Genomic DNA, 25,001 nt, shown 5'->3' with positions numbered 1-25,001 from the left:
ACAGGCTCATTTGTGGTAAGGGTGCCCGGACAACACGGTCCAGGCGCGGTAGATCTGCTCGCCGATGAGTATCCTTACCAACGGGTGCGGCAGGGTCAGCGGCGACAGCGACCAGCGTTGCTCGGCGCGCGCACAGACCTCAGGCGCAAGGCCTTCCGGGCCCCCCACCATCAAATTCACCGTGCGCGCATCCAGGCGCCAGCGGTCCAGCTCGGTCGCCAGCTGCTCGGTACTCCAGGGCTTGCCATGGACCTCGAGGGTGACAATGCGTTCCCCAGGCTGCACCTTGCTCAGCATGGCTTCGCCCTCCTGACGGATCAGGCGGGCGACGTCGGCATTCTTGCCACGGGTGTTCAGCGGGATTTCCACCAGCTCCAGCGACAGCTCGGCAGGCAGGCGCTTGGCATATTCATGCCAGCCTTCCTCGACCCACCTCGGCATGCGCGAGCCGACCGCAATCAGGCGCAAACGCACAGCGCTGCCCTTATTCGCGGTCTTTGAGCTTGTCGGAGTACTCGTGAGCGTGGTCCGGGCTGTGGTGCTTGCCATCGGCAGCACGGCTTTGCTCGGCACCCTGCCACAGACGCTCTAGGTCGTAGAACTGGCGGGCAGCGGCAGTCATCATGTGCACGATGACGTCGTTCAGGTCCAGCAGCACCCAGTCGCTGTCGCCCTTGCCTTCTTCACCCAGTGGTTGGGCGCCCTTGGCCTTCACGGCTTCGCGGACCTTTTCCAGCATCGCGTTGATCTGGCGGTTGGAGGTACCGGTGGCAATGATCATGTAGTCGGTCAGGCTGTGCTTTTCGCGCACGTCGATGACCTGAATGTCCTGGGCCTTGACGTCTTCCAGCGCTGCCTTGGTCAGGGCGACCAGTTCTTCGCCGTAAATTTTCTGCTTGGTCATATAAAACTCGTTCAACTCGTTGGATGAGGCGCCAGAGGCACCGTCAGTTGGGCGCACGATACAGTTCGTGCGCCTCGATGTAGGCCAGTACGGCGTCCGGCACCAGGAACCTCACCGATTTGCCGCTGGCCAGCAGCTGTCGGATCTGTGTAGCCGACACCGCAAGCGGCGTCTGCCAGACGAACGAAATATTTCCCGCCGGGCCGGACATGGCGGCAGGATCGCTCTCCGAGCGCGCAGCCAGCAGGTTGCGCAGCTCGTCAGGGGGTTCGACGTCGGCATCCGGGCGTTGCAGCACCAGGATGTGACAGTGTTGCAGCAGTTCGTCCCAGCGGTGCCAGGTAGGGAGGCCACAGAAGGCATCCCAGCCCAGCACCAGGAACAGCTGGTCGTTGTCGGCCAGTTCGGCGCGGATCGACTCCAGCGTATCGATGGTGTACGACGGTTTGTCACGCGCAAGCTCGCGGGCATCGACGCTCAGGCAGGCAACGCCTTGCACCGCTTCACGCACCATGGCCAGGCGGTCCTCGGCGGCCACCTGCGGGGTATCGCGGTGCGGCGGCCGGGCGTTGGGCAACAGGCGCAACTCGTCCAGCCCCATGAACTCGGCCACTTCCAGCGCGCTGCGCAGGTGGCCGATGTGCACGGGGTCGAAGGTGCCGCCTAGAATGCCGATGCGCCGGACTGCCTGGGCCTTGCTCAACTCAGCACGACCCCTGGCCGCGCAGCTGGCCATCGCCGATGACCACGTACTTCTCGCAGGTCAGGCCTTCCAGGCCGACCGGGCCACGGGCATGCAGCTTGTCGGTGGAAATGCCGATTTCCGCACCCAGGCCGTACTCGAAGCCGTCGGCGAAGCACGTCGGGGTGTTGAGCATGACCGACGCCGAGTCGACTTCAGCCATGAACTGGCGGGCTTCGCCCTGGTGTTCGCTGATGATCGAGTCGGTGTGGTGCGAGCCATAGTGGTTGATGTGCTCGATGGCCTGGTCCAGGCCGTCCACGACGCGGATCGACAGGATCGCGTCCAGGTACTCGGTGTGCCAGTCGTCTTCGCTGGCCGGTTTGGCTTCAATCAGCGCGCGGGTACGCTCGCAGCCACGCAGCTCCACGCCCTTCTCCTGGAAGCGGCGGGCCATTTCCGGCAGGAAGCGCTCGGCCACCTGCTGGTCGACCAGCAGGGTTTCCATGGCGCCACAGATGCCATAGCGGTAGGTCTTGGCGTTGAAGGCCACGTTCCAGGCCTTGTCCAGGTCGGCATGCTGGCTGACGTAGACGTGGCAGATACCGTCCAGGTGCTTGATGACCGGCACCCGGGCATCGCGGCTGATGCGTTCGATCAGGCCACGGCCGCCGCGCGGCACGATGACGTCGACGAACTGCGGCATGCTGATCAGCGCACCCACGGCTTCGCGGTCAGTGGTCTCGACCACTTGAACCACGGCTGCCGGCAGGCCGGCTTCAGCAAGGCCACGCTGGATGCAGGTGGCGATGGCGCGGTTGGAATGGATCGCTTCGGAGCCGCCGCGCAGGATGGTCGCGTTGCCCGACTTCAGACACAGGCTGGCAGCATCGATGGTCACGTTCGGGCGCGATTCGTAGATGATCCCGATCACCCCCAGCGGTGTGCGCATCTTGCCGACCTGAATGCCCGACGGGCGGTAGCTCATGTCGCGAATCGCACCGACCGGGTCCGGCAGGCTGGCCACCTGGCGCAGGCCGGTGATCATGCCGTCGATGCGTGCTGGGGTCAGCGCCAGGCGGTCCAGCAGCGCCGGCTCCAGGCCATTGGCGCGGCCGGCGGCCAGGTCCTGTTCGTTGGCGGCAGTCAGCTCGGCACGGGCAGCATCCAGCGCATCGGCGGCGGCTTGCAGGGCGCGGTTCTTCTGCGCGGTGCTGGCACGGCCGATCACCCGGGAAGCCTCACGGGCAGCGCGACCCAAGCGGGTCATATAGTCAAGAACGGACTCAGTCATGGGTTCGGTGTCTTGGCGAAGGGGAAATCGGCTGATTATAACTGCCGCGCAGGTGTACGCCCAGCGGCGGGTGGCGGATGGTAGAAAATGGTAGTTCGTCTCACGATTATCTGCGCCTGTGAAATCGAGCGCCGCCCGCGCGGCGCATCGCGAGCTGCGCTCGCTCCTACGTTTGTTTCGGGCCAATCAATCCTGTGGGATTTGCGCGCGAACGCCTTGGCGCAAGGCTCGATATCGTGTCGTACGAACAGGGCGGTCGCGCGCGTTGGCGCAGGTGTTACTGGCCCGAAACAAACGTTGGAGCGAGCGCAGCTCGCGATGCGCCGCGCGGGCGGCGCTCGATTTCAACAACAACGAATACACCACGGCGAGCACACCGAAACCCCACCAATGAAACATACAGATACCATTCAATCGCGCCCCTGGTTCAGCCTCGATTAAGCCATTCATTGCTATCATCCCGCCTCCCCAGCCATGAACCGCCCGCATGCCAGCCCTGCCCGACAGCTTTTTCGACCGCGACGCCCAGACCCTGGCCAAAGCCCTGCTCGGCAAGGTTATCCGCCATCGCCACGGCGACCTGTGGCTTGCCGCGCGCATCATCGAGACCGAGGCTTACTACCTCGCCGACAAAGGCAGCCACGCCTCGCTCGGCTACACCGAAAAGCGCAAAGCGCTGTTCCTCGATGGCGGGCACATCTACATGTATTACGCCCGCGGCGGCGACTCGCTGAACTTCAGCGCTCACGGGCCGGGCAATGCGGTGCTGATCAAGTCCGCCTATCCTTGGCAGGATGCCCTTTCAGGCCCCAACAGCCTGGCGCAGATGCAACTGAACAACCCCGATGCCAGCGGCCAGCTGCGCCCGGATGAGCGCCTGTGCGCGGGCCAGACCCTGCTATGCCGGGCCCTGGGCCTGAAAGTGCCGCACTGGGACGCCCAACGCTTCGACGCCGAGCGGCTGTACGTGGACGATTGCGGCAACGCCGTACCACGGGTCATCCAGGCCGCGCGCCTGGGCATCCCGCACGGGCGTGACGAACACCTGCCCTACCGTTTCGTCGATGCCGAATACGCCCGCTTCTGCACGCGGAACCCGTTACGCCGCGGCCAAGTCGAAGGCCGGGACTTCTTCATTCACGAACAAGGAAGCTGAACATGGGCCAATGGCTCGACAGCCTGACCGGCTGGCTAAGCGCCAACCCACAGTGGCTTGGCCTCGCGATTTTCCTGGTGGCCTGCATCGAATGCCTGGCCATCGCCGGCATCATCGTGCCGGGTACCGTGCTGCTGTTCGCCGTCGCGGTACTGGCCGGCAGTGGCGCCTTCAGCCTGGGGGAAACCTTGCTGCTGGGCTTCCTTGGCGGCCTTTTGGGTGATGCGCTGTCGTATACGGTGGGCAAGTACTTCCACCAGAACATCCGCCGCCTGCCCTTACTGCGCCACCACCCGGAATGGATTGGCAGCGCAGAGACCTACTTCCAGCGTTATGGCATTGCCAGCCTGCTGGTAGGCCGGTTTATCGGCCCTCTGCGGCCAATGCTGCCGATGGTGGCCGGCATGTTCGACATGCCACTGCCGCGCTTCATCGCCGTCAGCCTGGTGGCCGGCGCCGGCTGGTCGGTCGCCTACCTGCTGCCCGGCTGGGCCACTGGTGCGGCCATGCGCCTGCCGCTGCCGGAAGGCTTCTGGCTGGATGCGGGCATCATCGCCGGCACCCTGGCCGTGCTGATCGGCCTTAGCCTCAACAGCAGCCTGCGTGACCAGCGCCACGGCACCCGGCTGGTAGCGGGCCTCAGTTTCATCGCCCTGGCCGGGATATTTATCGGCTGGCCTTACCTACATGAGTTCGATCAAGGCGTTATGACACTGGTTCAGGAACACCGCAGCCAGGCCATCGATGGCACCGTGGTTCTGGTGACGCGGCTGGGTGACTTCCGGACCCAGTTCTTCCTTGGCGGGCTGCTGACAGGCCTGTTGCTGCTTGCCCGGCAGTGGCGACACGCCCTGTTCGCTGTCGGCGCCCTGATGGGCACGGCGATTGCCAACGGCACACTCAAATGGCTGTTCGCCCGGGCACGGCCGGAAGTGCTGACCGACCCGTTGACCAGCTACAGCATGCCCAGCGGGCACAGCTCGGCGTCGTTTGCATTCTTTCTGGTGATGGCCGTGCTGGCGGGGCGTGGGCAGCCACCGCGGATGCGCCTGACCTGGGTGATGCTGGGTTGCATTCCGGCCCTGGCGATTGCCCTGTCGCGGGTTTACCTGGGGGCTCACTGGCCGACAGACATCCTGGCCGGGGCGCTGCTGGCGTGCTGTGTGTGTGCGCTTAGCCTGACCCTGGTGCAACGGCGCCAGACACTGCCAGCCTTGCCGCAGCGGGTGTGGTGGCTGGTGTTGCCGGCGTGTATTGCGCTGCTGGCGTTCTTTGCCATGCATGCGCTGCCACAGGCGTTGCTCAGATATCAGTATTGATGTTGCCTGTACCGGCCCTTTCGCGGGTAAACCCGCGAAAGGGCCGGTACAGGCACTACAGAACCATCATGCAAACAACTCACCCTGAATCCGCTCCAGCAGCTTCTGGATCTCCCCCAACCGCTGCTGCGGTGAGTCCAGGGTCAACAAATCCAACTTGTCCTCTTCCATGAACGGCAGCAGGTACGCCAGCTGATTGGACAGCGCCTGCCGCCCGTCCACTGGCCTCGGCATGTCCAGCGCTTCGACCATCGGGTGCTCACCCAGCGCCACCAGCAGCGCCAACAGGTCGTCGTCCGCCTCCAGCAACGGGCTGTCCGCCTGCTCCGGCAACCATTGCACCTGCCCTACCAGCAACTGGTCCTTCTGCACTTCGGTGCTGTCGAGGTTGAAGCGCCGCACACCTTCGACGCGAATACCCAGCAACCCGTTGTCTTGCTGGACGAAGTCGCGGATGACCGCCTCACAGCCAATCGAGGCGACCATAGGTGGCGCTTTGCCAACCTGCTCGCCCTCAAGGATGCACACCACACCAAAACCTTCGCCCTGCTTCATGCAGCGGCTTATCATGTCCAGGTAGCGCGCCTCGAAAATCTGCAAATCGAGAAAGCAGCCAGGAAACAGCACGGTATTGAGCGGAAACAGCGGTAGCGTCATCACAAGTCCTCAAGCCACCAGGCTGACCGCCAGCGGCAGGAACACCGCCGTGGCCACGCCCATCAGGCTCATCGCCAGCGCGGCAAAGGCGCCGCATTCGTCACTTTCCTGCAGGGCCACCGAAGTGCCCACCGCGTGCGCGGTCACGCCCAGCGACATGCCTCGCGCCTCAGGGCTGTGCACCCCGAAGCGGCTCAGCAGGGCCGGACCGAAGATGGCCCCGATCACCCCGGTAATCAACACGAACACCGCAGCCAAGGCCGCCACGCCCCCCATCTGTTCGGCCACCAGCATGGCGATCGGCGAAGTAACGGACTTCGGCGCCATGGTCATCAGGATCATGTGTTCGGCACCGAACCACCAGCCCAGCAACAGGCAGCACAGGGTGGCGAACAGGCCTCCGACTACCAGCGTAGTAAATGTGGGCCAGAACAGCTGGCGGATACGCCGCAGGTTGAGATAGAGCGGCACAGCCAGGGCGACGGTGGCAGGCCCCAGCAGGATGTTCATGATTTCGGTGCTTTTGCGGTACTCGCTGTAGTCAATACCGCACAGCAGCAATACGCCGATGACCAGCAACATCGACACCAGCACCGGCTGCAGGAAGATCCAGCGGGTCTTTTCGTAGGCCGCCAGCACAACCTGGTAGGCACCGAGCGTAATGCCGATACCGAACAACGGGTGATGGACGACTGCGTCAAGCGCGCCTTGCCAGTCGAGCATCATGGCTGCTCCTCACGTTTGCCCTGGCGCTGGATGAGCTTTTGCATCAGCACCCCGACAAACACCAGCGTCACCAGGCAGGAAATCAGCAAGGCTCCGGCAATGGCCCAGAAATCAGCGGCAATGTCCTTGGCATACACCATTACCCCTACCGCCGGCGGCACCAGCAACAGCGGCAGGTAGCGCAGCAGGCTACTGGCGGCCTCGTTCAACGGCTTGCCCACCTCACCGCGAGCCATGAGAAAGAACAACAGCAGCAACAGGCCAATAATCGGCCCCGGCAAAACCGGCACCAACAGGTGATTGATCGCCGTCCCCAGCAGCTGGAACAGCACCAGCCAGGTCAAACCACGCAACAGCATAAGCATCTCCCTCGGGCATGGTGGCCATTATAAGCACGCCCGGCTATAGACCGATATTCGCCGAAAAGCGGGCAACTTGACTGAAACGGTTAGCCGTGCTGATCTTGCACTTTCGTACCAACTGACAACCTGGAGAGTCCGCGATGCCCTATGTACCGGTTACAGAGCTTTCGCAGTACGTTGGTAAGGAACTGGGCCGCTCTGCCTGGCTCAAGATCGACCAGCAGCGCATCAACCTGTTCGCCGAGGCAACCGGCGATTTCCAGTTCATTCATGTCGACCCTGAGAAGGCGGCAAAAACACCGTTTGGCGGCACGATTGCCCACGGTTTCCTGACCTTGTCGCTGATTCCCAAGCTGATCGAGGACATCCTGATCCTGCCGCAAGGGCTGAAGATGGTGGTGAACTATGGGCTGGACAGCGTCAGGTTCATTCAGCCGGTCAAGGTCGACAGCCAGGTGCGTTTGAAGGTGGACCTGGCCGAGGTGACCGAGAAAAAGCCGGGGCAATGGCTGCTGAAGGCGATTGCCACGTTGGAAATAGAAGGTGAAGAAAAGCCTGCTTACATAGCTGAGTCGCTGTCGCTCTGCTTTGTCTGATGGTTTTTGGGGGCGCTGCGCGCCCCCTTCCCAAGCCGATCCACAAATCCCCCGCACTCGCGTAAACTGCCAGCCTTCGCGCAGCCTAGGGCTGCCCCTGTCGATTTACCAAAGGTGCCCGCCATGCCCTGGCTGCAAGTACGCCTGGCCATCAGCCCGGAACAAGCCGAAACCTACGAAGACGCCCTGCTTGAAGTCGGCGCCGTCTCGGTCACGTTCATGGACGCCGAAGATCAACCGATCTTCGAGCCAGACCTCAACACCACCCCGCTGTGGTCGCACACCCACTTGCTGGCATTGTTCGAGGCCGATGCCGACCCTGAGCAGGTGTTCGCCCACCTGCGCCTGCTGACCGGCGCAGATCTGCCCGAGCACCAGGCCGAAGTGATCGAGGACCAGGACTGGGAACGCAGCTGGATGGACAACTTCCAGCCGATGCGTTTCGGCCAACGCCTGTGGATCGTGCCGAGCTGGCACGATGCCCCGGAAAAGGACGCCGTCAACCTGCTGCTCGACCCGGGCCTGGCCTTCGGCACCGGCACCCATCCCACCACTGCCCTGTGCCTGGAATGGCTCGACGGCCAGCAACTCGAAGGCACCCAGGTGCTGGACTTCGGCTGCGGCTCGGGCATCCTGGCCATTGCCGCGCTGCTGCTGGGCGCCCGTGAAGCCGTCGGCACCGACATCGACGTGCAGGCCATCGAGGCTTCGCGCGACAACGCCCAGCGCAACGGCATTGCCGATGAAAAGCTGGCGCTGTACCTGCCCGAGCATATGCCGGCCATGCAGGCCGACGTGCTGGTCGCCAACATCCTGGCCGGCCCGCTGGTATCGCTGGCGCCGCAATTGTCCCGCCTGGTCCGCCCAGGTGGCCTGCTGGCCCTGTCGGGCATCCTCGCCGAGCAGGGCGAAGAAGTGGCTGCCGCCTACGCTGCCGACTTCGAACTGGACCCGATCGTCGTACGCGACGGCTGGGTGCGCATCAGTGGTCGCCGCCGTTAAGCGGGCCTAGAATAGTCTTCTGCACAGCTCCCGGATTGCCGCATGACCGACAGTTTCGTCACCCAGTGCCCGCATTGCCAGACCAGCTTTCGCGTCACCCACCACCAGCTGAGCGTGGCTCGCGGTGTGGTGCGCTGCGGTCACTGCTTGCAGGTGTTCAATGCCGCCAAGCAGTTGCTGGAGCAGAACCGCGCCAATGCCCCAGCGGTGGCTGCGCCAGTACCCGCTGTGCCGGCCGAACCGCTGATCGAGCAGGCGCCCCCCCCTGAGCCCGCCGTCGAAGTACGCAACGATAGGCCTGACGATGCCTGGGCGCTTACCGCCCAGGCCCTGGATGAGCTTGACCTCGACAAGGAACTGGAGCGCCTGGAACGTCGTGGCCAACCGGCCCCCACACGCCCGACCAACCTGGATGGCGGGCTGCAGGCACGGCGCGACGAACTGCACCCGGACGAGCACGCAGACGACCTGTTCGGCACAGCCACCGACGAGCCCTTTGAACCCCAACAGCCGGCAGAAGCCGCCCCGGTGCTGTTGGAGCCAGAGCCCCTGGCACTGGACCTGAAACCGGCACCCGGCGAGCGCACCGAACCGACCCTGGGCAGCAACCTTGACCTGGAGATCGATGACGAGCCACCCGTCCACCGCGCCCCCGAAATCGATGAGCAGCCCGCCTTCAGCGAGCCACTGGGCGCCAGCGATGACGAAATACCGGAAAAAGGCCTGAGCGCCCGCGACGATGAGCCGCTGGCGCTGCACCTGTCGGCCCGCGACGACGAACCTGACGAGCCCCTACCCGGCGGCCGCCTTGAACCAGGCCTTGCCAGTAAACCCGAGCGCCCGGTACGCAAGGAACCGCTGGTCGACGTGGTCGACGACCCGCTGCAGCTGGGCTGGGAAAAACCCGCCCCCAACTGGGGCAAGCGTTTGTTGTGGGGCTTTCTGACCTTGCTGGCTGCTGGCCTGCTGGCCTTCCAGTACGTGTGGTTCCACTTCGACGAAATGGCCCGCCAGGACCAGTACCGGCCAATCTTCCAGCAGATCTGCCCGATGGTCGGTTGCCAGGTGCCCACCCGGGTCGATATTGCACGCATCAAGAGCAGCAACCTGGTAGTGCGCAGCCACCCCGACTTCAAGGGTGCACTGATTGTCGATGCGATCATCTACAACCGCGCCCCCTTCTCCCAGCCGTTCCCGCTGCTGGAGCTGCGCTTTGCCGACCTCAATGGCCAGCTGATCGCCAGCCGTCGCTTCAAGCCCAGCGAGTACCTGTCGGGCGAGTTGGCCGGGCGTGGCGACATGCCCAGCCAGACGCCGATCCATATCGCCCTGGACATCCTCGACCCGGGGCCGAAGGCCGTGAACTATAGCCTGAGCTTCCGTTCGCCGGAATAAGCGACAAGCGGCAAGCTTCAAGCCACAAGACAAGCGAGCCGATAGCCGGCCTGCTCCCTCTTGCAGCTTGAAGCTTGCTGCTTGTCGCTCGCCCTGATTGTTCAGATTTTATCCAAATCCATCTTTATCCGGTCACCGAGAGCGGGTATCATGCCAACCCTTTTTCGAACTCCAAGATTCGGCCCCACAACAGGGATCACCTATGTCGGCGGTACGCATCGGCCAATACACACTACGTAACAACCTGATCCTCGCGCCCATGGCCGGGGTCACGGACCAGCCTTTCCGTACACTTTGCCAGCGCCTGGGCGCGGGCATGGTGGTGTCGGAAATGGTCAGCAGCGATATGAGCCTGTGGAACAGCCGCAAATCGAGCCTGCGCCGCATCCATGAAGGTGATCCCGAGCCACGCTCGGTGCAGATCGCCGGCGGTGATGCGCAAATGATGGCAGCGGCGGCAAAGGCCAACGTCGAAGCGGGCGCCCAGATCATCGATATCAACATGGGCTGCCCGGCAAAAAAAGTCTGCAACAAAGCTGCAGGCTCTGCTTTATTGAGAGATGAAGCCTTGGTCCACGAAATCCTCCACGCCGTTGTCGGCGCCGTGGATGTTCCGGTGACCCTGAAGATCCGCACCGGTTGGGACCGGGCGAACAAGAACGGCCTGAACGTGGCGAAGATCGCCGAACAGGCCGGCATCCAGGCGCTGGCGGTGCATGGCCGCACACGCGCAGACCTGTACACCGGCGAAGCCGAATACGACACCATCGCTGCCATCAAACAGGCGGTGTCTATCCCGGTTTTTGCCAACGGCGATATCACTTCGCCAGAAAAGGCCCGGGCGGTGCTGGATGCCACCGGGGTCGACGGCTTGTTGATCGGCCGCGCCGCCCAGGGGCGGCCGTGGATCTTTCGCGAGATCGAGCATTACCTGCGCACTGGCGAACACCTGCCAGCGCCGCAGCTGGACGAAGTGGAACGCATCCTGCTGGAGCACCTGGCCGCGCTGCATGCCTTCTATGGCGATGTGATGGGCGTACGTATCGCCCGCAAGCACGTTGGCTGGTACCTGGCAACACGACCCGGCGGCAAGGAGTTTCGCTCCCGGTTCAACGCTTTGGAAGACACACAAGCGCAGTGCGCCAACGTTCGCGCGTTTTTCAGTGAACGTCGACAGAGCCTTGAGACAGAGGACGGACAAGGGGTGGCCGCATGACGATGATGACCGAGACATTTGTGAGTGGAACAACGCCCGTGAGCGACAACGCCAACCTGAAACAGCACCTCAACACGCCGAGCGAAGAGGGCCAGACCCTTCGCGACAGCGTCGAGAAGGCGCTGCACAACTACTTCGCCCACCTGGAAGGCGCGACCGTCACGGACGTGTACAACCTGGTGCTCTCCGAAGTCGAGGCGCCCCTGCTCGAATGCGTGATGAACTACGTGAAGGGCAACCAGACCAAAGCCAGTGAGATGCTCGGGCTGAACCGAGGCACACTGCGCAAGAAGCTCAAGCAGTACGACTTGCTGTAAGCCAGAATCCCAACCAGAAAAGGCGGCTCCCTGAACAGAGGCGCCTTTTTTGCTGACTCCACCGCGTTATTGGAACCCGAAATGACCGACCAGACTACCCGCCTGCCAGTCCGCCGCGCCCTGATCAGCGTCTCCGACAAGACCGGTATCCTCGAATTCGCCCGTGAGCTGCAACAGCTCGGTGTCGAGATCCTGTCTACCGGCGGCACCTACAAGCTGCTCAAGGACAACGGCGTGAACGCGGTGGAAGTGGCCGACTACACCGGCTTCGCCGAAATGATGGATGGCCGGGTCAAGACCCTGCACCCGAAGATCCACGGCGGCATCCTCGGCCGTCGCGGCACCGACGACGCCATCATGAACGAGCACGGCATCAAGCCGATCGACCTGGTCGCGGTCAACCTGTACCCGTTCGAAGCCACCATTTCCAAGCCTGGCTGTGACCTGCCGACCGCTATCGAGAACATCGACATCGGCGGCCCGACCATGGTCCGTTCGGCTGCCAAAAACCACAAAGACGTGGCCATCGTGGTCAACGCCAGCGATTACGCCGGTATCGTAGAAGGCCTCAAGGCCGGTGGCCTGACTTACGCCCAGCGCTTCGACCTGATGCTCAAGGCGTTCGAGCACACCGCTGCCTACGACGGCATGATCGCCAACTACATGGGCACCATCAACCAGGCCAAGGACACCCTTTCGACTTCCGACCGCAGCGAATTCCCGCGCACCTTCAACAGCCAGTTCGTCAAGGCCCAGGAAATGCGCTACGGCGAGAACCCGCACCAGAGCGCGGCGTTCTACGTAGAAGCCAAGAAAGGCGAAGCCAGCATTTCCACCGCCATCCAGCTGCAAGGCAAGGAGCTGTCGTTCAACAACGTGGCCGACACCGACGCCGCGCTGGAGTGCGTGAAGAGCTTCGTCAAGCCGGCTTGCGTCATCGTCAAGCACGCCAACCCGTGCGGCGTGGCCGTTGTGCCTGAAGACGAAGGCGGCATCCGCAAGGCCTACGACCTGGCCTATGCCACCGACACCGAGTCGGCATTCGGCGGCATCATTGCCTTCAACCGCGAGCTGGACGGCGAAACCGCCAAGGCCATCGTCGACCGCCAGTTCGTCGAAGTGATCATCGCGCCGAAAATTTCCCAGGCTGCCCGTGAAGTGGTTGCCGCCAAGCAGAACGTACGCCTGCTTGAGTGCGGCGAATGGCCTGCCGAGCGCGCTGCCGGTTGGGACTTCAAGCGCGTCAACGGTGGCCTGCTGGTACAGAGCCGCGATATCGGCATGATCACCGCCGATGACCTGAAAATCGTCACCAAGCGTGCCCCGACCGAGCAAGAAATCCACGATCTGGTATTCGCCTGGAAAGTGGCCAAGTTCGTCAAGTCCAACGCCATCGTCTACGCCAAGCAGCGCCAGACCATCGGCGTAGGCGCTGGCCAGATGAGCCGGGTCAACTCCGCCCGCATTGCTGCAATCAAAGCTGAGCATGCTGGCCTGCAGGTGCAGGGCGCGGTCATGGCCTCAGACGCGTTCTTCCCGTTCCGTGATGGCATCGACAATGCGGCTAAAGTGGGTATCAGCGCCGTGATCCAGCCGGGTGGTTCGATGCGTGATGCTGAAGTCATTGCTGCAGCCGACGAAGCCGGCATTGCAATGGTCTTCACCGGCATGCGCCACTTCCGCCACTGATTTACGGCAATCGGCCGCACTGAAGCAGGCATCTGCTGCGTTGGGGCCAGTTCCGCTGATGCTCATTGCCAGAAGGCAACTCCGCTCATCGGAACCGGCCCCGCCTTGCATCTACCTGCTTCATTGCGACCTCGTACAGTGTGAGGCCTTGCCTCCCGTCCGAAAGAATTCGAGGTTTTGACATGAAAGTTTTGATCATCGGCAGCGGCGGCCGTGAGCACGCCCTGGCCTGGAAAGTTGCCCAGGACCCACGCGTCGAGAAAGTCTTCGTTGCCCCGGGCAACGCCGGCACCGCCATTGAAGCCAAGTGCGAAAACGTCGCTATCGACGTCTGCGCCCTGGAGCAACTGGCCGACTTCGCCGAAAAGAACGTCGACCTGACCATCGTCGGCCCTGAAGCACCGCTGGTCATCGGCGTGGTAGACCTGTTCCGCAGCCGTGGCCTGGACTGCTTCGGCCCAACCAAGGGCGCGGCCCAGCTGGAAGGTTCCAAGGCCTTCACCAAGGACTTCCTGGCACGCCACAAGATCCCGACCGCCGACTACCAGAACTTCACCGAAATCGAGCCTGCACTTGCCTACCTGCAAGAGAAAGGCGCACCGATCGTGATCAAGGCCGACGGCCTGGCTGCGGGCAAAGGCGTGATCGTCGCCATGACCCTCGAAGAAGCCGAAGCCGCCGTGCGTGACATGCTGGCCGGTAACGCCTTTGGTGAAGCCGGTTCGCGTGTGGTGATCGAAGAGTTCCTCGACGGCGAGGAAGCCAGCTTCATCGTCATGGTCGACGGCCACAACGTGCTGCCCATGGCCACCAGCCAGGACCACAAGCGCGTCGGCGACCAGGACACCGGCCCGAACACCGGCGGTATGGGTGCCTACTCCCCTGCCCCGGTGGTCACCGCCGACGTGCACCAGCGTGTGATGGACCAGGTCATCTGGCCGACCGTGCGCGGCATGGCCGAGGAAGGCAACGTCTACACCGGCTTCCTCTACGCAGGCCTGATGATCGACAAGGCGGGCAACCCCAAAGTCATCGAGTTCAACTGCCGCTTCGGCGACCCTGAAACCCAGCCGGTCATGCTGCGCCTGGAGTCGAGCCTGGTGCTGCTGATCGAAGCCGCCTTCGCCAAGGCGCTGGACAAGGTCGAAGCCCAATGGGACCCGCGCCCAAGCCTGGGCGTGGTGCTGGCAGCTGGCGGTTACCCGGGCGACTACGCCAAGGGCGACGCCATCAGCGGCCTGGACGCTGCGGCCAAGATCGAAGGCAAGGTGTTCCATGCCGGTACTTCGCTCAAGGATGGCCAAGTGGTCACCAACGGCGGTCGCGTTTTGTGTGCCACTGCCATGGGCAGCACCGTCGCTGACGCGCAGCAGCAGGCTTACCGTCTGGCCAAGGAAGTAAGCTGGAACGGCAGCTTCTACCGTACCGACATCGGTTATCGGGCCATCGCCCGCGAGCGCGGTGAGCACCAGCAGTAAGTACAACCGGAACGCCGTAGCGCTTTCAGCGCACGGCATCCGGCTCGTCGACAAGGCCCGGCACGGGCCTTGCCTTCGACTTGGCGCGCCGCGCATAGTTAGTACCCGGCACATCGGCTAAGAAGGGATTTCGTAGTGCGTCGGCTTCGGATTGCCTCAGCTCTGATCGTCAGCTTGCTGACCTTGCTCTGCATGTTCCCGGCAGCTGCCGAACATGACGGAGGCTGGACCGTTCTGCTCGACGAACAGGCCAACCTGCAACTGAGCGATGTGCGCTCCGAGCGCTACCGCAACCAGTTCAGCCCCCTGATTCTCGCCGAGCTGGATGCAGCGCCTGCGGAACAAGCCTTATGGCTGCACTACCGCCTGCAACCCGGCGACCAGGAACAACTGTTGCGGGTATTTGCCCCAGACCTTTCCGGCCTGGACCTCTACGCCCTCGAGGGCGACCAACTTCTGCGTCAGCTGCACCACGGACGCCTGGCCGGCAACGCCAGCCCCACCCTGCGTGGCAGCGACCATGTATTACCCCTGCCCAACAGCAAACAACCGCTGGACATCTACCTGCGCCTCGTTTCCGAACACCAGCTGCGCCCGGCCATCAGCCTGGAGCCGGCAGCCGTAGCGGCCTCAGACCAAAGCCAGCCCCTGCTGTTCGGCATGCTGTTCGGCGGCCTGGTGATGCTGATCATGCACAACCTGATCCGCTTCCTCTACAGCCGCTCCACCACCACCCTGATCCTGGCGCTGTACCACGGCCTGATGCTGCTCAGCGGCCTGATCCTGCTGAACCTCAGCGGCCCTTGGTGGCATGTGTGGCACAACGCGCAAACACCGGCCGCCTACCTGACGCTGGTGCTGGCAGGCCTGGCCGGGCTGTATTTCACCCAACACTTCTTCACACCGTGCAATTCGCCACGGCTTAACCGCCTGCTGCAAGGTGAAATGCTGGTGGTCGGGATCAGCGGCCTGGTGCTGCTGTTTGTCGACACCCTGCCCCTCAACCTGATGACCTACGCCCTGCTGGCCTTGGGCAGCGTGAGCATGCTGCTGGTCAGCAGCTACCACTGGTACCGTGGCTATGCACCCGGACGCCTGTTTAGCCTGGCCATGGTGGTGTTCAACCTGGGTGGTCTGGTACTGCTGCCGGCCTTGCTGGGCTTGACCCGCACCTCGACGCCCTGGTTGCTGTGCATCCTGTTGGGCCTGACCGTGGTCAGCGGCCTGCTGCTGAACCTGGCCGTCAGCGAACGCCTGCGGCGCATGAGCGAGGAGCGCTTCAGCGCCAGCCGTGCATTGGCCGCCAGCGATGCCGAAATCAACGCCAAGGCTGAGTTCCTGGCCAAGATCAGCCACGAAATCCGCACCCCCATGAATGGTGTACTGGGCATGACCGAGCTGTTGCTCGGCACACCGCTGTCGGTCAAGCAACGCGACTACGTGCAGACCATCCACAGTGCCGGCAACGAGCTGCTCACGCTGATCAACGAAATTCTCGACATTTCCAAGCTGGAGTCCCGGCAGATCGAGCTGGATGATGTGCAATTCGACCTTAACGCGCTGATCGAGGACTGCCTGAACATCTTCCGCGCCAAGGCCGAGCAACAGAACATCGAGCTGATCAGCTTCACCCAGCCACAGGTGCCGCGCGTGATCAGTGGCGACCCGACACGCCTGCGCCAGGCCTTGTCGAGCCTGCTGGAGAATGCGCTGAAAAACACCGACCAGGGCGAGATCCTGCTGGTGGTGGCGCTGGACCAGCGTGGCGATGTGCCCCGTTTGCGCATTGCCGTGCAGGACAGCGGCGAGCCGTTGCCCGCCGCCGACCGCGAAGCCTTGCTGCAGGCCGAGTTGCACAGCCACCATTTCCTGTCCAGCAACAAGCTGGGCGGGCACCTTGGCCTGGTCATTGCCAAGCAGCTGATCGGCCTGATGCAGGGCGAGTTCGGCATCAAGAGCAGCACGGGCATGGGCAACACCCTGTGGCTGACCCTGCCGCTGGACCCTTCACGCCTGGAGCAACCACCGGCCGACCTCGACGGCCCCCTACGCGATGCCCGTGTGCTGGTGGTGGACGACAACGACACCTGCCGCAAGGTGCTGGTACAGCAGTGCAGCGCCTGGGGCATGAACGTCAGCGCGGTGCCATCGGGCAAGGAAGCCCTGGCGCTGCTGCGTACCAAAGCGCACCTGCGTGACTACTTCGACGCCGTGCTGCTGGACCAGAACATGCCCGGCATGACCGGTATGCAGTTGGCCGCCAAAATCAAGGAAGACCCGAGCCTGAACCACGACATCCTGGTGGTGATGCTCACCGGCATCAGCAATGCGCCGAGCAAGGTCATTGCGCGCAATGCCGGGGTCAAGCGGATACTGGCCAAGCCGGTGGCCGGCTACACGCTGAAAACCACCCTGGCCGAAGAGCTGGCCCAGCGCGGCCGCGAGCAGGCGGTGCCTGCCAGCCTGCCAGGCATCCCTCAAGCGCTGGACCTGCCCGGCAACTTCCGCGTGCTGGTCGCCGAGGACAACAGCATTTCGACCAAGGTGATCCGCGGCATGCTCGGCAAGCTCAACCTCGAGCCCGACACGGCCTGCAATGGCGAAGAAGCCCTGCAGGCGATGAAAGCGCAGCACTATGACCTGGTGTTGATGGACTGCGAGATGCCGATACTGGACGGCTTCTCCGCTACCCAGCAACTGCGCGCCTGGGAAGCGGCCAACCAGCGCCAGCGCACGCCGGTGGTGGCGCTGACGGCGCACATTCTGGCCGAACACAAGGAACGCGCACGGCTGGCGGGCATGGACGGGCACATGGCCAAGCCGGTGGAATTGTCACAGTTGCGGGAGCTGATCCAGTACTGGGCCAACCAGCGGGAAACCAAGGCAGATCCGGCGCATACTTCCTAGCTGACACAAGCATCTGCATTGCTGAGGACTACGCCCCATGCTCCATGAGTTGTTCAGCGTCTACCTGAAAATGCTCGTGCTCTACAGCCCGTTCTTCGTGCTGTCGTGCTTCATCAGCCTGACCCGTGGCCACTCCAGCAAGGAGCGCAAGCAACTGGCCTGGAAGGTGGCCTTCGCGGCGCTGGTCGCCAGCGTGCTGCTGTACCTGTTCGGGCGGGTGATTTTCGGTATTTTTGGCATCACCGCCGATGCCTTCCGCATCGGTGCCGGCAGCGTGCTGTTCATCTCGGCCCTGGGCATGGCCCAGGGCAAACCGGCCGTGCAGGCCGACAACGTGCAGCAAGATGTGACCATCGTACCGCTGACCATCCCACTGACCGTCGGCCCCGGTACCATTGGTGCCCTACTGGTGATGGGCGTCGGCCAGCCGCACTGGGATGACAAGTTGCTGGCCATCATCAGCATTGCCCTGGCCAGCTTCACCGTAGGCCTGGTGCTGTACCTGTCACACGGTATCGAACGCATTCTTGGCGAGCAGGGCCTGCAGATCGTCAGCCGCTTGATGGGCCTGTTTGTCTGCGCATTGGCAGCGCAGATCATCTTTACCGGTATTAAAGGTTACCTGATGCCCTAAACCTCCATTTCATGGATTTCCTTCAAGGCAATCTTTACCAGTGCCCGCTCGACACTGCGGCGACGTTCCTGATTGAACAGGCGTGTATTGAAACGCACCAGCTCTGCGGCCACCCACATGTTGCGGCGCTCGCGAAACAGAAAGCCATTGGTGAATACCGCCGTGTTGCCAGCCTCGTGGTACACCACAATGTCCACGTAGTTGCCGCTGACTGGCGCACAGGACAACAGTTGAAACTGCGCTCGGTCCCTGCTGCGAGACTCGAAATGCAGCAAGGGTTTGCCGTTTCTCTTCAGCGCCTCGAACGCCAGCGCCATGCTGCTGGAATGCTGAGCCCCTGCCACGGCGTCGATCTTGCTCAACGCTTGATCGACAATTCTGGGCCGCTGCGGGTCCGGCCAATGGACTTCTTCAGCAGACGTCGCGTCCCACCCCAGGTACATCAACTTCTTGCGGTAGTAATCGTATTGTTCCTGCTGCGGTTCTTTAGCCATGTCTTGCAACGTCACGGTCTCGGCCCATAACGAAGCAAGCTTCACGGCCTGGCGCTGCTCAAGGCTGACGCCGGGAGTGAAAGACACCAAGCTTGTGCCTACGACTACGGCTTCATGCTGTTGCATCGCCACCCTCCGGCTTCAACACGCCCAGATCAATGATTTTTCCGACATGCTGTGTTCGCTCAAGCAGATCGTGCAGGCCTTGGCGATCAGCGACAGTCAGGTATTCGCTCAATGTTCCGGCACTGGCCCGCAGGTCTATCCCCTCGGCAGGTGTAGGCTGCAAACGGGTATCGGGACGAATCTGTGATGCAGGCAAGGCACTCTTGAACGCCAACCCACACATATCCAGAGACGCATCAGGCAACATCACGCCCAGCTCGTAGGCGCACTGTGTGGTCTTGTCCTGCTCCGCCAGCGTGAAGGGCTGTAGGTGCTTCTGAATCACCACCTGCGAGAGCAGGGTAACGGCAGCCCGCAGATGGCCCGACAGGCTGGGATGACGGGCCTGCAAATCGTCGCTGAGCCGCTGAACCGGCACCAGTGATTGCCCAACCTGCGCCTGCTGGTGATCACTGCGACTGCGCACGATCACCCAGCCTCGCTCCTCCAGGGCCGTACGGTATCCGCTGTACCAGCGCCCGTAGTGGGTAAACCGTGAGCCGTTCAATTTGTCCGAACGCAGTTGGGCAAACAGAATCGAGTCCAGCGCATACTGCCTCAAAGGCTGCGCCGCGTCCGCGACCAGCAGCGCGGTGCCGCCAACGAGCCACAAGGAGTAGTCTTCCTTACTCATTGCAATACCTCGAATTTCAAACGTGCAGAATGAAGAACGGGGCCCGCAGGCCCCGTTTGCTGTCAAATCTCGTATTCGTCGGCGGCCTTGACGGCCTTGTCCGCGAGTTTCTGTTCGATCGTTGCACGAACCTGATCGGTGTACACCACTTCGTTCAAGGCAAGTACAGCCGAACCGCAGTAACGGTCCTTGCTCGAACTCTTCCATTCGAACACCGTGGTATTCAGGTCGTTTTCGCTTGGCGAAGCGCTGAATGCGTTGACCAGCATGAACAATTCGCCCTCGGGCGTTTCGATGCACGTCCCCAATCCCGTGGTCGAGACGGGGTTGCCTTTGACGTTCTGTTTGTAGATTTTCTGTGCGTCTTCGATGTTGCCGAGTGCAGTGATGGCATCGCCGGCCAGCTTGGCCATGGCCTCGCCTACCGGCCCGCCGAGCAGGGCTTTACCTGCGGCACTGGCGACCTTGAACGCGATCGGGCCCATGGTCAGCGATGCGCTCTTGTCATAGTCACGTTCGTAAGAACGTCGGCCCGCCACCCAGCCCAGGGTGCGCATCACTTCCAGAAACTTGTTGAACCAGGCTTCGGACTCTCCGTCACGGTCATGCAGCCTGGACGCCACGCGAGAAGCAAACTGGAAGGTGGTCTTGGCATCGCGCCGGCTTTGCGCCGACATACCTGCGCTCAGCGCCAGAAGAGATTGTTCGACAACAGCGATGCTATCGCCACTGGAAGCGTTGATATCGTTCATGTAAAGGGTCCTTGAATGCCCCGATGGGAATCATCGAGGGGCATTCACCCTATGCCGTAAACGACGAGGGAACAGGCATGAACCGGTTCCCTCGGTACCTCACTCGGCTGCCGGGTACCAGCGAGGGGTATACACCCACTGCTTGCCGTCAGCACTGGGGAATTGGCAGGTCGTGGACGACCCGACCAGAACCATGGTGCGCATGTCGACCATTTCTGGCAGCAATTCGGCCAATTTGACTACCTTCAGCGTCTGCCCCGGCCTACCGATGTCACGGCCAAGGACTACAGGGGTGTTGCCATCGCGATGACGGCGCACGACTTCCAGCGCCACCCCAAGCTGGTGCGGTCGGGACTTGGAAATCGGGTTGTAGAAGGCCAATACCAGGTCAGCCTGGGCCGCCAGGTCCAGGCGCTTCTCGATGATGGACCAGGGTTTCAGGTTGTCCGAGAGCGACATCACGCAGAAGTCATGCCCCAGCGGTGCACCTGCCTGGGCGGCCGTCGCGAGCGAGGCAGATACGCCAGGCAGTATCTCGAGGTCGACACGGTGCCACGCCGGGTCAGTGGACTCATGCAACGCTTCAAGCACGGCAGCAGCCATGGCGAACACTCCCGGGTCACCCGACGACACCACCACCACCGAACGGCCCTGAGCCGCCAGCTCGAAGGCATGCCGGGCGCGCTGCATCTCTTCACGGTTGTCGGTGCAGTGCAGCACCTGTTCGTCACGGAACGGCCCGGCCATGCGCACGTAGGTTTCATAGCCGAGTACGTCTTCGGCACGCGCCAGCGCGGCCTTCACCGCCGGCACCATCAGTTCGGCAGCGCCCGGCCCCAGGCCGATCACGGCCAGACGACCACGACGGCGGCCAACCTGCGCCACCTCGACCGGGGCTGGCGCCACGGCAATGGCCACACCCTCAAGCTCGGTCAGCCGGGCATCGGGCAACGCCGCCGCAAGCATGCTGGCCACACCGTCTGGGTTGGCAGCGAAACGCAAGGCCACACCCAACGCCTGCGCGGCCTCACGCAAGCCGCTGTCGGCCATGGCCTGCTCGTCCGCCAGCAGGCAAGCCACTGATGGCTCGGCGATGCCGGCCTGCTGCAGTGCGGCACGAATACCGTGCAAGTTACCACCTGCAACAGCCACAACCACCGAACGCGGGTGAATCAGCAGTTCGTCGCGGTTGGCCGGGCGCGCCTGATGCCCCACATGAATGGTGCGCCGAGCCGCCTCGCTGGCCGGTAACTGCGCCTGCTGCAGCCAGGGGGCATCACCTTCGATACGCACCGATTCGCCGGCCAGCAAGTCGGAGACAAAGCGCTTGCCCTGCTCGATATCCGCCAAGGCATAACCCTGCGGCGGGTTCAGCAAGCAGGTACCAAAACGCAGCTCGCCACTGGTGGTAATGGCAGCGGCAACCCCAAGCGCTTCAGCCAGTTCACGCGCCATCACGTTCACGCCGCTCAGGCCACCGAGAAGCGGCACTACCGCGCTGCCATCTTCGGCCACGGCCAGTACAGGCGGCTCGACGCCCTTCTCGCTGAGCAGGCTGGCCAGGCTGCGGATGACGATACCTGCAGCACACAGGGCGATGATCGGCGTGTCCTGCTGGTACAGCCGGCGCAGGGTGTCGCCGAACGCGGCGTAGTGAAGGTCGACACCTTCGACCCGGCCTTCCAGGCCATGGATCGACGCCTGCGGGTAACGCTTCTGGATACGCTGCGCGGTGGCCAGGCTGCCTGGGCCAAGGATGACGATGGCGGGTGCCTTGTGCATGTTCAACCCTGCCATTTTTCACCCGGCACGATGATCAGCGAGAAGTACGGCGACGACTGCGGGTCGACCTGGTCCAGCGGCACGATCTTCTGATTGGCCATGGTGGCCCGCTCCACATACAGCGCACGCCCGTCCAGGCCCAGTTCGGCGAGCACCTCGCGCACCTTGGGGAAGTTGCGGCCAAGCTTCATGATCACCGCAGCATCGGCGTCGGCCAGGCGGCGCTTGAGCTCTTCGGCCGGCAATACACCCGACAACACCGACAGGCTCTGGTTGCGGTACACCAGTGGCGCGCCCAGCACCGAAGCCCCACCCAGCATCGAGCAGACGCCCGGGATCACTTCGGCCTCATACCGCTGCGCCAGGCGATCGTGCAGGTACATGTAGGAGCCGTAGAAGAACGGGTCGCCTTCGCAGATCACCGCCACGTCGCGGCCGGCATCCAGGTGCTCGGCCACCTGCACGCTGGCTTCGTCGTAGAAGTCGCTGATCACCTGCTCATAGGACAGCGGCGCCGGCAGGGCCTCGGTGGTGACCGGGTAGACCAGCGGCAACAGCGTCTGCTCGGCTTGCAGGTGCGCCTCGATGATGCCGAAGGCGTTGCCACGCTTGCCCTTGGCCACGAAGTAGCCCACCACTGGCGCCTCGCGCAGCATGCGCAGGGCCTTGAGGGTGATCAGTTCAGGGTCGCCAGGGCCCACGCCCAGGCCCAGCAGTCGTCCGCGCGGCGCCATCATTCAACCTCCGTGGCCAGGGCGTTGACCGCGGCGGCGGCCATCGCGCTGCCGCCCAGGCGGCCCTGCATGATCACGAACGGCACGCCACGGCTGTCGGCGGCGAGCATGGCCTTGGACTCGGCAGCGCCGACGAAACCGACCGGGAAGCCGAGGATCAATGCCGGCTTGGGCGCGCCAGCGTCAATCATCTCCAGCAGGTAGAACAGCGCGGTTGGCGCGTTGCCAATCACCACCACGCTGCCTTCCAGATAGGGGCGCCACAGCTCAAGGGCTACGGCGGAGCGGGTATTGCCAGCATCCTTCGCCAGGCCCGGCACGCTCGGGTCACGCAGGGTGCAGATAACTTTGTTGTCTGCCGGCAGGCGTGCCCGGGTAATGCCTTCAGCCACCATGTGCGCATCGCACAAAATCGGCGCGCCGTTCAGCAGCGCTTCGCGCCCGGCCCGGCCGGCACCTTCGGAGAACTGCAGGCCGTCGATGGCATCGACCATGCCGCAGGCGTGGATCACGCGCACGGCGAGCTTTTCGAGGTCTGCGGGGATCCGCTCGAGCCGGGCTTCCTCACGGATGATCCGGAAGGAATTGCGATAGATCTCCTGACCATCGCGGATGTAGTCAATCATCAAGGTGCTCCGTCGGCAGGTCGAGCATGGCGCCTGCTTCATTCAAGGTAAGGTCGGTGGCGCGCAGGGCTCCGAAGCCGGGATGGCGCGCATCACGCAGGTACAGGTCATAACGGCCCGGTGAACGGGCCAGCAAAGTGGCCGGGGCTACATGGGCCACGGCGCAGGAACGAGGGCAACCGGACAGGTGCACGCTGGCGGGTACACCAGGGCCCAGCAGCGCGGCCAAGGCAACGGCGTCGGCCTTGGTTTCGCCAAGGGCCTTGGCGCAGCCGCTGGCGCCGGTGCAGGCGCTGATGCGCGCCAGGGGTTCATGGTCGTGGCACAGCAAGCCCAGCGCAGACAGTTCGGCCTGGGCCTGGTCGATGCGTCGTTCTTGCAGATGGGTCAGCACCAGGCTTTGCCAGGGGCTAAGGCGCAGGCTGCCATCGCCCCATTCACGGGCAATACATGCAGCACCGCGCAACATGGCTGGGGTCAGGCGGCCTTGGGGCGGGGCAACGCCGAGGGCAAGGCCTTGAGCCTGGGGCAGCACCCCCAGCCAGGACGCACGGTGTGGTTCGCGTCGCCATGTGAGCACAGCGTCGTCGCGGCGGATATCCAGCCCGAGCCCATCGACGAAATCGCTTGCCGGGTACACCTCAAGCAACTGGCGCATGCGCGACTGCGCAGGGGTTGCCAGGTCGAGAAAACGTTCCAGCACAGCACGCACCAGTGCCAGGCCTTGCTCCAGCGGCACCGCACCGAGCACCTGGCCATCTGCCGGGCAACCCGCCAGGCCGAACGCCAGCCAGGTCTGCTGCTCCAGGCGCAGGGCCGACAGCCACAGGTCGTGAGGGTGTTCGAGCATGGCCAGGCGTTCGCCGGCATCCAGCTGCACGGCGAACTTGGCCGACAGTTGATGGAAGCGCGGGGTGCTTTCCAGCATAAGGAGGATCTGCTCGGCCAACGGCCGCGCATCCAGCAGCATGGCTGGGTCATGCCCGGCCAGCGGGCTGAGCATCAGGTTGCGCACATCGTCACCGGCCGCTTCACGCGGGCCAAGGCCGGCATCGAGCAACGTGTCGATCAGGGCACGGTGATCGTCGCCGATACCACGGATCTGCAAGTTGCCACGGTTGGTGGCCTCAATTACACCCCCAGCAAACCGCTCGGCTGCCGCCGCCACCGCTTCGGCCTGGTCGGCCAGCAGCAGCCCGCCCGGCAGCTTGATGCGGCAGATGCCGCCATCACGGGCACTGACGATGCGCCAAAACCCCGGGCAGGCCGAGGGGCGGGGCGAAACGTTGGGAGCATGGGCCTGCGTCAAAGGGGCGTCCGGCAATCTGTGAAAATGCGCTTGAGTGTAGAAGGCGCGGTATTATGCCTGCTTTGTCCGGCGGCATGAAAAGCCGGTGGTCGAGCATCCTTAGCGATTAGCAGAAATTAAGCACCGCGTCGCCTTCTTGGCGGGCTCGCCCGCCAAGGGGCGCGAAGCGGC

Annotated in this window: 26 protein-coding genes; 11 read left to right on the top strand and 15 right to left on the bottom strand. The window is 63.4% G+C overall.

The features are described from left to right. Positions 1–6: 6 nt before the first annotated feature. The 5 genes from rlmH to ACF8MI_RS21495 all read right to left on the bottom strand — a co-directional run bounded on the left by rlmH (position 7) and on the right by ACF8MI_RS21495 (position 3,330). Complete coding sequence (gene rlmH / locus ACF8MI_RS21515) at positions 7–474, bottom strand: 23S rRNA (pseudouridine(1915)-N(3))-methyltransferase RlmH (protein ID WP_060498518.1); 468 nt, start codon at positions 472–474, stop codon at positions 7–9. Between the two features lie 10 nt (positions 475–484). Continuing rightward, positions 485–904 (bottom strand): ribosome silencing factor, encoded by a 420-nt coding sequence (gene rsfS, locus ACF8MI_RS21510; RefSeq protein ID WP_016712189.1) that lies wholly within the window; start codon positions 902–904, stop codon positions 485–487. A gap of 43 nt (positions 905–947) precedes the next feature. Next, positions 948–1,640: a nicotinate-nucleotide adenylyltransferase gene (gene nadD / locus ACF8MI_RS21505; protein WP_060498519.1), complete on the bottom strand. Its 693-nt coding sequence runs from the start codon at positions 1,638–1,640 to the stop codon at positions 948–950. Further along, on the bottom strand, positions 1,609–2,880 hold the full coding sequence (locus ACF8MI_RS21500; RefSeq protein ID WP_060498520.1) for a glutamate-5-semialdehyde dehydrogenase: 1,272 nt from the start codon (positions 2,878–2,880) through the stop codon (positions 1,609–1,611). The genes nadD and ACF8MI_RS21500 overlap by 32 nt, the downstream gene beginning before the upstream one ends. A gap of 186 nt (positions 2,881–3,066) precedes the next feature. Further along, positions 3,067–3,330 (bottom strand): hypothetical protein, encoded by a 264-nt coding sequence (locus tag ACF8MI_RS21495; protein WP_125474422.1) that lies wholly within the window; start codon positions 3,328–3,330, stop codon positions 3,067–3,069. Positions 3,331–3,367: 37 nt separating this feature from the next. On the opposite strand from ACF8MI_RS21495, the gene ACF8MI_RS21490 reads away from it, so the two are divergent. Both ACF8MI_RS21490 and ACF8MI_RS21485 read left to right on the top strand, forming a co-directional pair. Further along, positions 3,368–4,036, top strand: a complete 669-nt coding sequence (locus tag ACF8MI_RS21490) for a DNA-3-methyladenine glycosylase (RefSeq protein ID WP_104833882.1) — start codon at positions 3,368–3,370, stop codon at positions 4,034–4,036. 2 nt (positions 4,037–4,038) lie between these two features. After that, a complete protein-coding gene (locus ACF8MI_RS21485) occupies positions 4,039–5,355 on the top strand; it encodes a bifunctional DedA family/phosphatase PAP2 family protein (RefSeq protein WP_060498527.1) in 1,317 nt (438 codons plus the stop codon). A 66-nt stretch (positions 5,356–5,421) separates the two neighbouring features. Here ACF8MI_RS21485 and ACF8MI_RS21480 read toward each other — a convergent pair whose 3' ends face one another. Genes ACF8MI_RS21480 through ACF8MI_RS21470 form a run of 3 tightly spaced genes read right to left on the bottom strand, consistent with a single transcriptional unit; the run spans position 5,422 to position 7,097 of the window. After that, on the bottom strand, positions 5,422–6,012 hold the full coding sequence (locus ACF8MI_RS21480; RefSeq protein WP_016712194.1) for an LON peptidase substrate-binding domain-containing protein: 591 nt from the start codon (positions 6,010–6,012) through the stop codon (positions 5,422–5,424). 9 nt (positions 6,013–6,021) lie between these two features. Then, positions 6,022–6,738 carry an LrgB family protein gene (locus ACF8MI_RS21475; RefSeq protein WP_060498528.1) on the bottom strand — a complete coding sequence of 239 codons (717 nt, stop codon included), beginning with the start codon at positions 6,736–6,738 and terminating at the stop codon, positions 6,022–6,024. Beyond that, complete coding sequence (locus ACF8MI_RS21470; RefSeq protein WP_060498529.1) at positions 6,735–7,097, bottom strand: CidA/LrgA family protein; 363 nt, start codon at positions 7,095–7,097, stop codon at positions 6,735–6,737. The genes ACF8MI_RS21475 and ACF8MI_RS21470 overlap by 4 nt, the downstream gene beginning before the upstream one ends. 143 nt (positions 7,098–7,240) lie before the next feature. Between ACF8MI_RS21470 and ACF8MI_RS21465 the strand changes: the two genes are divergently transcribed. The 9 genes from ACF8MI_RS21465 (at position 7,241) to ACF8MI_RS21425 (ending at position 18,334) form a co-directional block, all read left to right on the top strand. Then, positions 7,241–7,696 carry a MaoC family dehydratase gene (locus ACF8MI_RS21465; RefSeq protein WP_060498530.1) on the top strand — a complete coding sequence of 152 codons (456 nt, stop codon included), beginning with the start codon at positions 7,241–7,243 and terminating at the stop codon, positions 7,694–7,696. Between the two features lie 123 nt (positions 7,697–7,819). Then, positions 7,820–8,698, top strand: coding sequence for a 50S ribosomal protein L11 methyltransferase (gene prmA, locus ACF8MI_RS21460; protein ID WP_060498531.1), 879 nt, complete (start codon positions 7,820–7,822; stop codon positions 8,696–8,698). Positions 8,699–8,740: 42 nt separating this feature from the next. Beyond that, entirely contained in the window at positions 8,741–10,093 is a 1,353-nt protein-coding gene (locus tag ACF8MI_RS21455; RefSeq protein ID WP_200928834.1) for a DUF3426 domain-containing protein, read from the top strand. A 202-nt stretch (positions 10,094–10,295) separates the two neighbouring features. Continuing rightward, the gene (dusB, locus tag ACF8MI_RS21450) at positions 10,296–11,309 is read left to right on the top strand and encodes a tRNA dihydrouridine synthase DusB (protein ID WP_016712200.1); all 1,014 of its coding nucleotides are present in this window, start codon (positions 10,296–10,298) and stop codon (positions 11,307–11,309) included. Further along, positions 11,306–11,626 (top strand): DNA-binding transcriptional regulator Fis, encoded by a 321-nt coding sequence (gene fis, locus ACF8MI_RS21445; protein WP_019099786.1) that lies wholly within the window; start codon positions 11,306–11,308, stop codon positions 11,624–11,626. The genes dusB and fis overlap by 4 nt, the downstream gene beginning before the upstream one ends. Positions 11,627–11,707: 81 nt before the next feature. Further along, on the top strand, positions 11,708–13,315 hold the full coding sequence (gene purH / locus ACF8MI_RS21440; protein ID WP_060498534.1) for a bifunctional phosphoribosylaminoimidazolecarboxamide formyltransferase/IMP cyclohydrolase: 1,608 nt from the start codon (positions 11,708–11,710) through the stop codon (positions 13,313–13,315). 182 nt (positions 13,316–13,497) lie between these two features. Further along, complete coding sequence (gene purD, locus ACF8MI_RS21435) at positions 13,498–14,793, top strand: phosphoribosylamine--glycine ligase (protein ID WP_016712203.1); 1,296 nt, start codon at positions 13,498–13,500, stop codon at positions 14,791–14,793. A gap of 135 nt (positions 14,794–14,928) precedes the next feature. After that, the gene (locus ACF8MI_RS21430) at positions 14,929–17,700 is read left to right on the top strand and encodes a hybrid sensor histidine kinase/response regulator (RefSeq protein WP_104833880.1); all 2,772 of its coding nucleotides are present in this window, start codon (positions 14,929–14,931) and stop codon (positions 17,698–17,700) included. A gap of 37 nt (positions 17,701–17,737) precedes the next feature. Then, positions 17,738–18,334: a MarC family protein gene (locus tag ACF8MI_RS21425; RefSeq protein WP_016712205.1), complete on the top strand. Its 597-nt coding sequence runs from the start codon at positions 17,738–17,740 to the stop codon at positions 18,332–18,334. Here ACF8MI_RS21425 and ACF8MI_RS21420 read toward each other — a convergent pair. From ACF8MI_RS21420 to cobG, 7 genes are all read right to left on the bottom strand, one after another. Then, positions 18,331–18,915 (bottom strand): hypothetical protein, encoded by a 585-nt coding sequence (locus tag ACF8MI_RS21420; protein WP_200928835.1) that lies wholly within the window; start codon positions 18,913–18,915, stop codon positions 18,331–18,333. The two genes, ACF8MI_RS21425 and ACF8MI_RS21420, sit on opposite strands and share 4 nt — an antisense overlap. Positions 18,916–18,940: 25 nt before the next feature. Then, positions 18,941–19,627, bottom strand: coding sequence for a hypothetical protein (locus ACF8MI_RS21415; RefSeq protein ID WP_164525122.1), 687 nt, complete (start codon positions 19,625–19,627; stop codon positions 18,941–18,943). Positions 19,628–19,689: 62 nt separating this feature from the next. Beyond that, a complete protein-coding gene (locus tag ACF8MI_RS21410; protein WP_060498538.1) occupies positions 19,690–20,379 on the bottom strand; it encodes a hypothetical protein in 690 nt (229 codons plus the stop codon). A gap of 99 nt (positions 20,380–20,478) precedes the next feature. Further along, on the bottom strand, positions 20,479–22,176 hold the full coding sequence (gene cobJ, locus ACF8MI_RS21405; protein WP_104833877.1) for a precorrin-3B C(17)-methyltransferase: 1,698 nt from the start codon (positions 22,174–22,176) through the stop codon (positions 20,479–20,481). Beyond that, complete coding sequence (locus ACF8MI_RS21400; RefSeq protein WP_177337099.1) at positions 22,164–22,898, bottom strand: precorrin-2 C(20)-methyltransferase; 735 nt, start codon at positions 22,896–22,898, stop codon at positions 22,164–22,166. Before ACF8MI_RS21400 ends, cobJ begins: the two co-directional genes overlap by 13 nt. Next, positions 22,895–23,521: a precorrin-8X methylmutase gene (locus ACF8MI_RS21395; RefSeq protein WP_016489386.1), complete on the bottom strand. Its 627-nt coding sequence runs from the start codon at positions 23,519–23,521 to the stop codon at positions 22,895–22,897. Before ACF8MI_RS21395 ends, ACF8MI_RS21400 begins: the two co-directional genes overlap by 4 nt. Further along, positions 23,514–24,845: a precorrin-3B synthase gene (cobG, locus tag ACF8MI_RS21390; RefSeq protein ID WP_104833876.1), complete on the bottom strand. Its 1,332-nt coding sequence runs from the start codon at positions 24,843–24,845 to the stop codon at positions 23,514–23,516. The genes ACF8MI_RS21395 and cobG overlap by 8 nt, the downstream gene beginning before the upstream one ends. Positions 24,846–25,001 lie beyond the last annotated feature (156 nt).

The sequence above is a fragment of the Pseudomonas sp. yb_9 genome, from assembly GCF_043103635.1.
Lineage (GTDB): Bacteria > Pseudomonadota > Gammaproteobacteria > Pseudomonadales > Pseudomonadaceae > Aquipseudomonas > Aquipseudomonas monteilii.
This window is presented reverse-complemented; position numbering and strand designations above follow the sequence as displayed.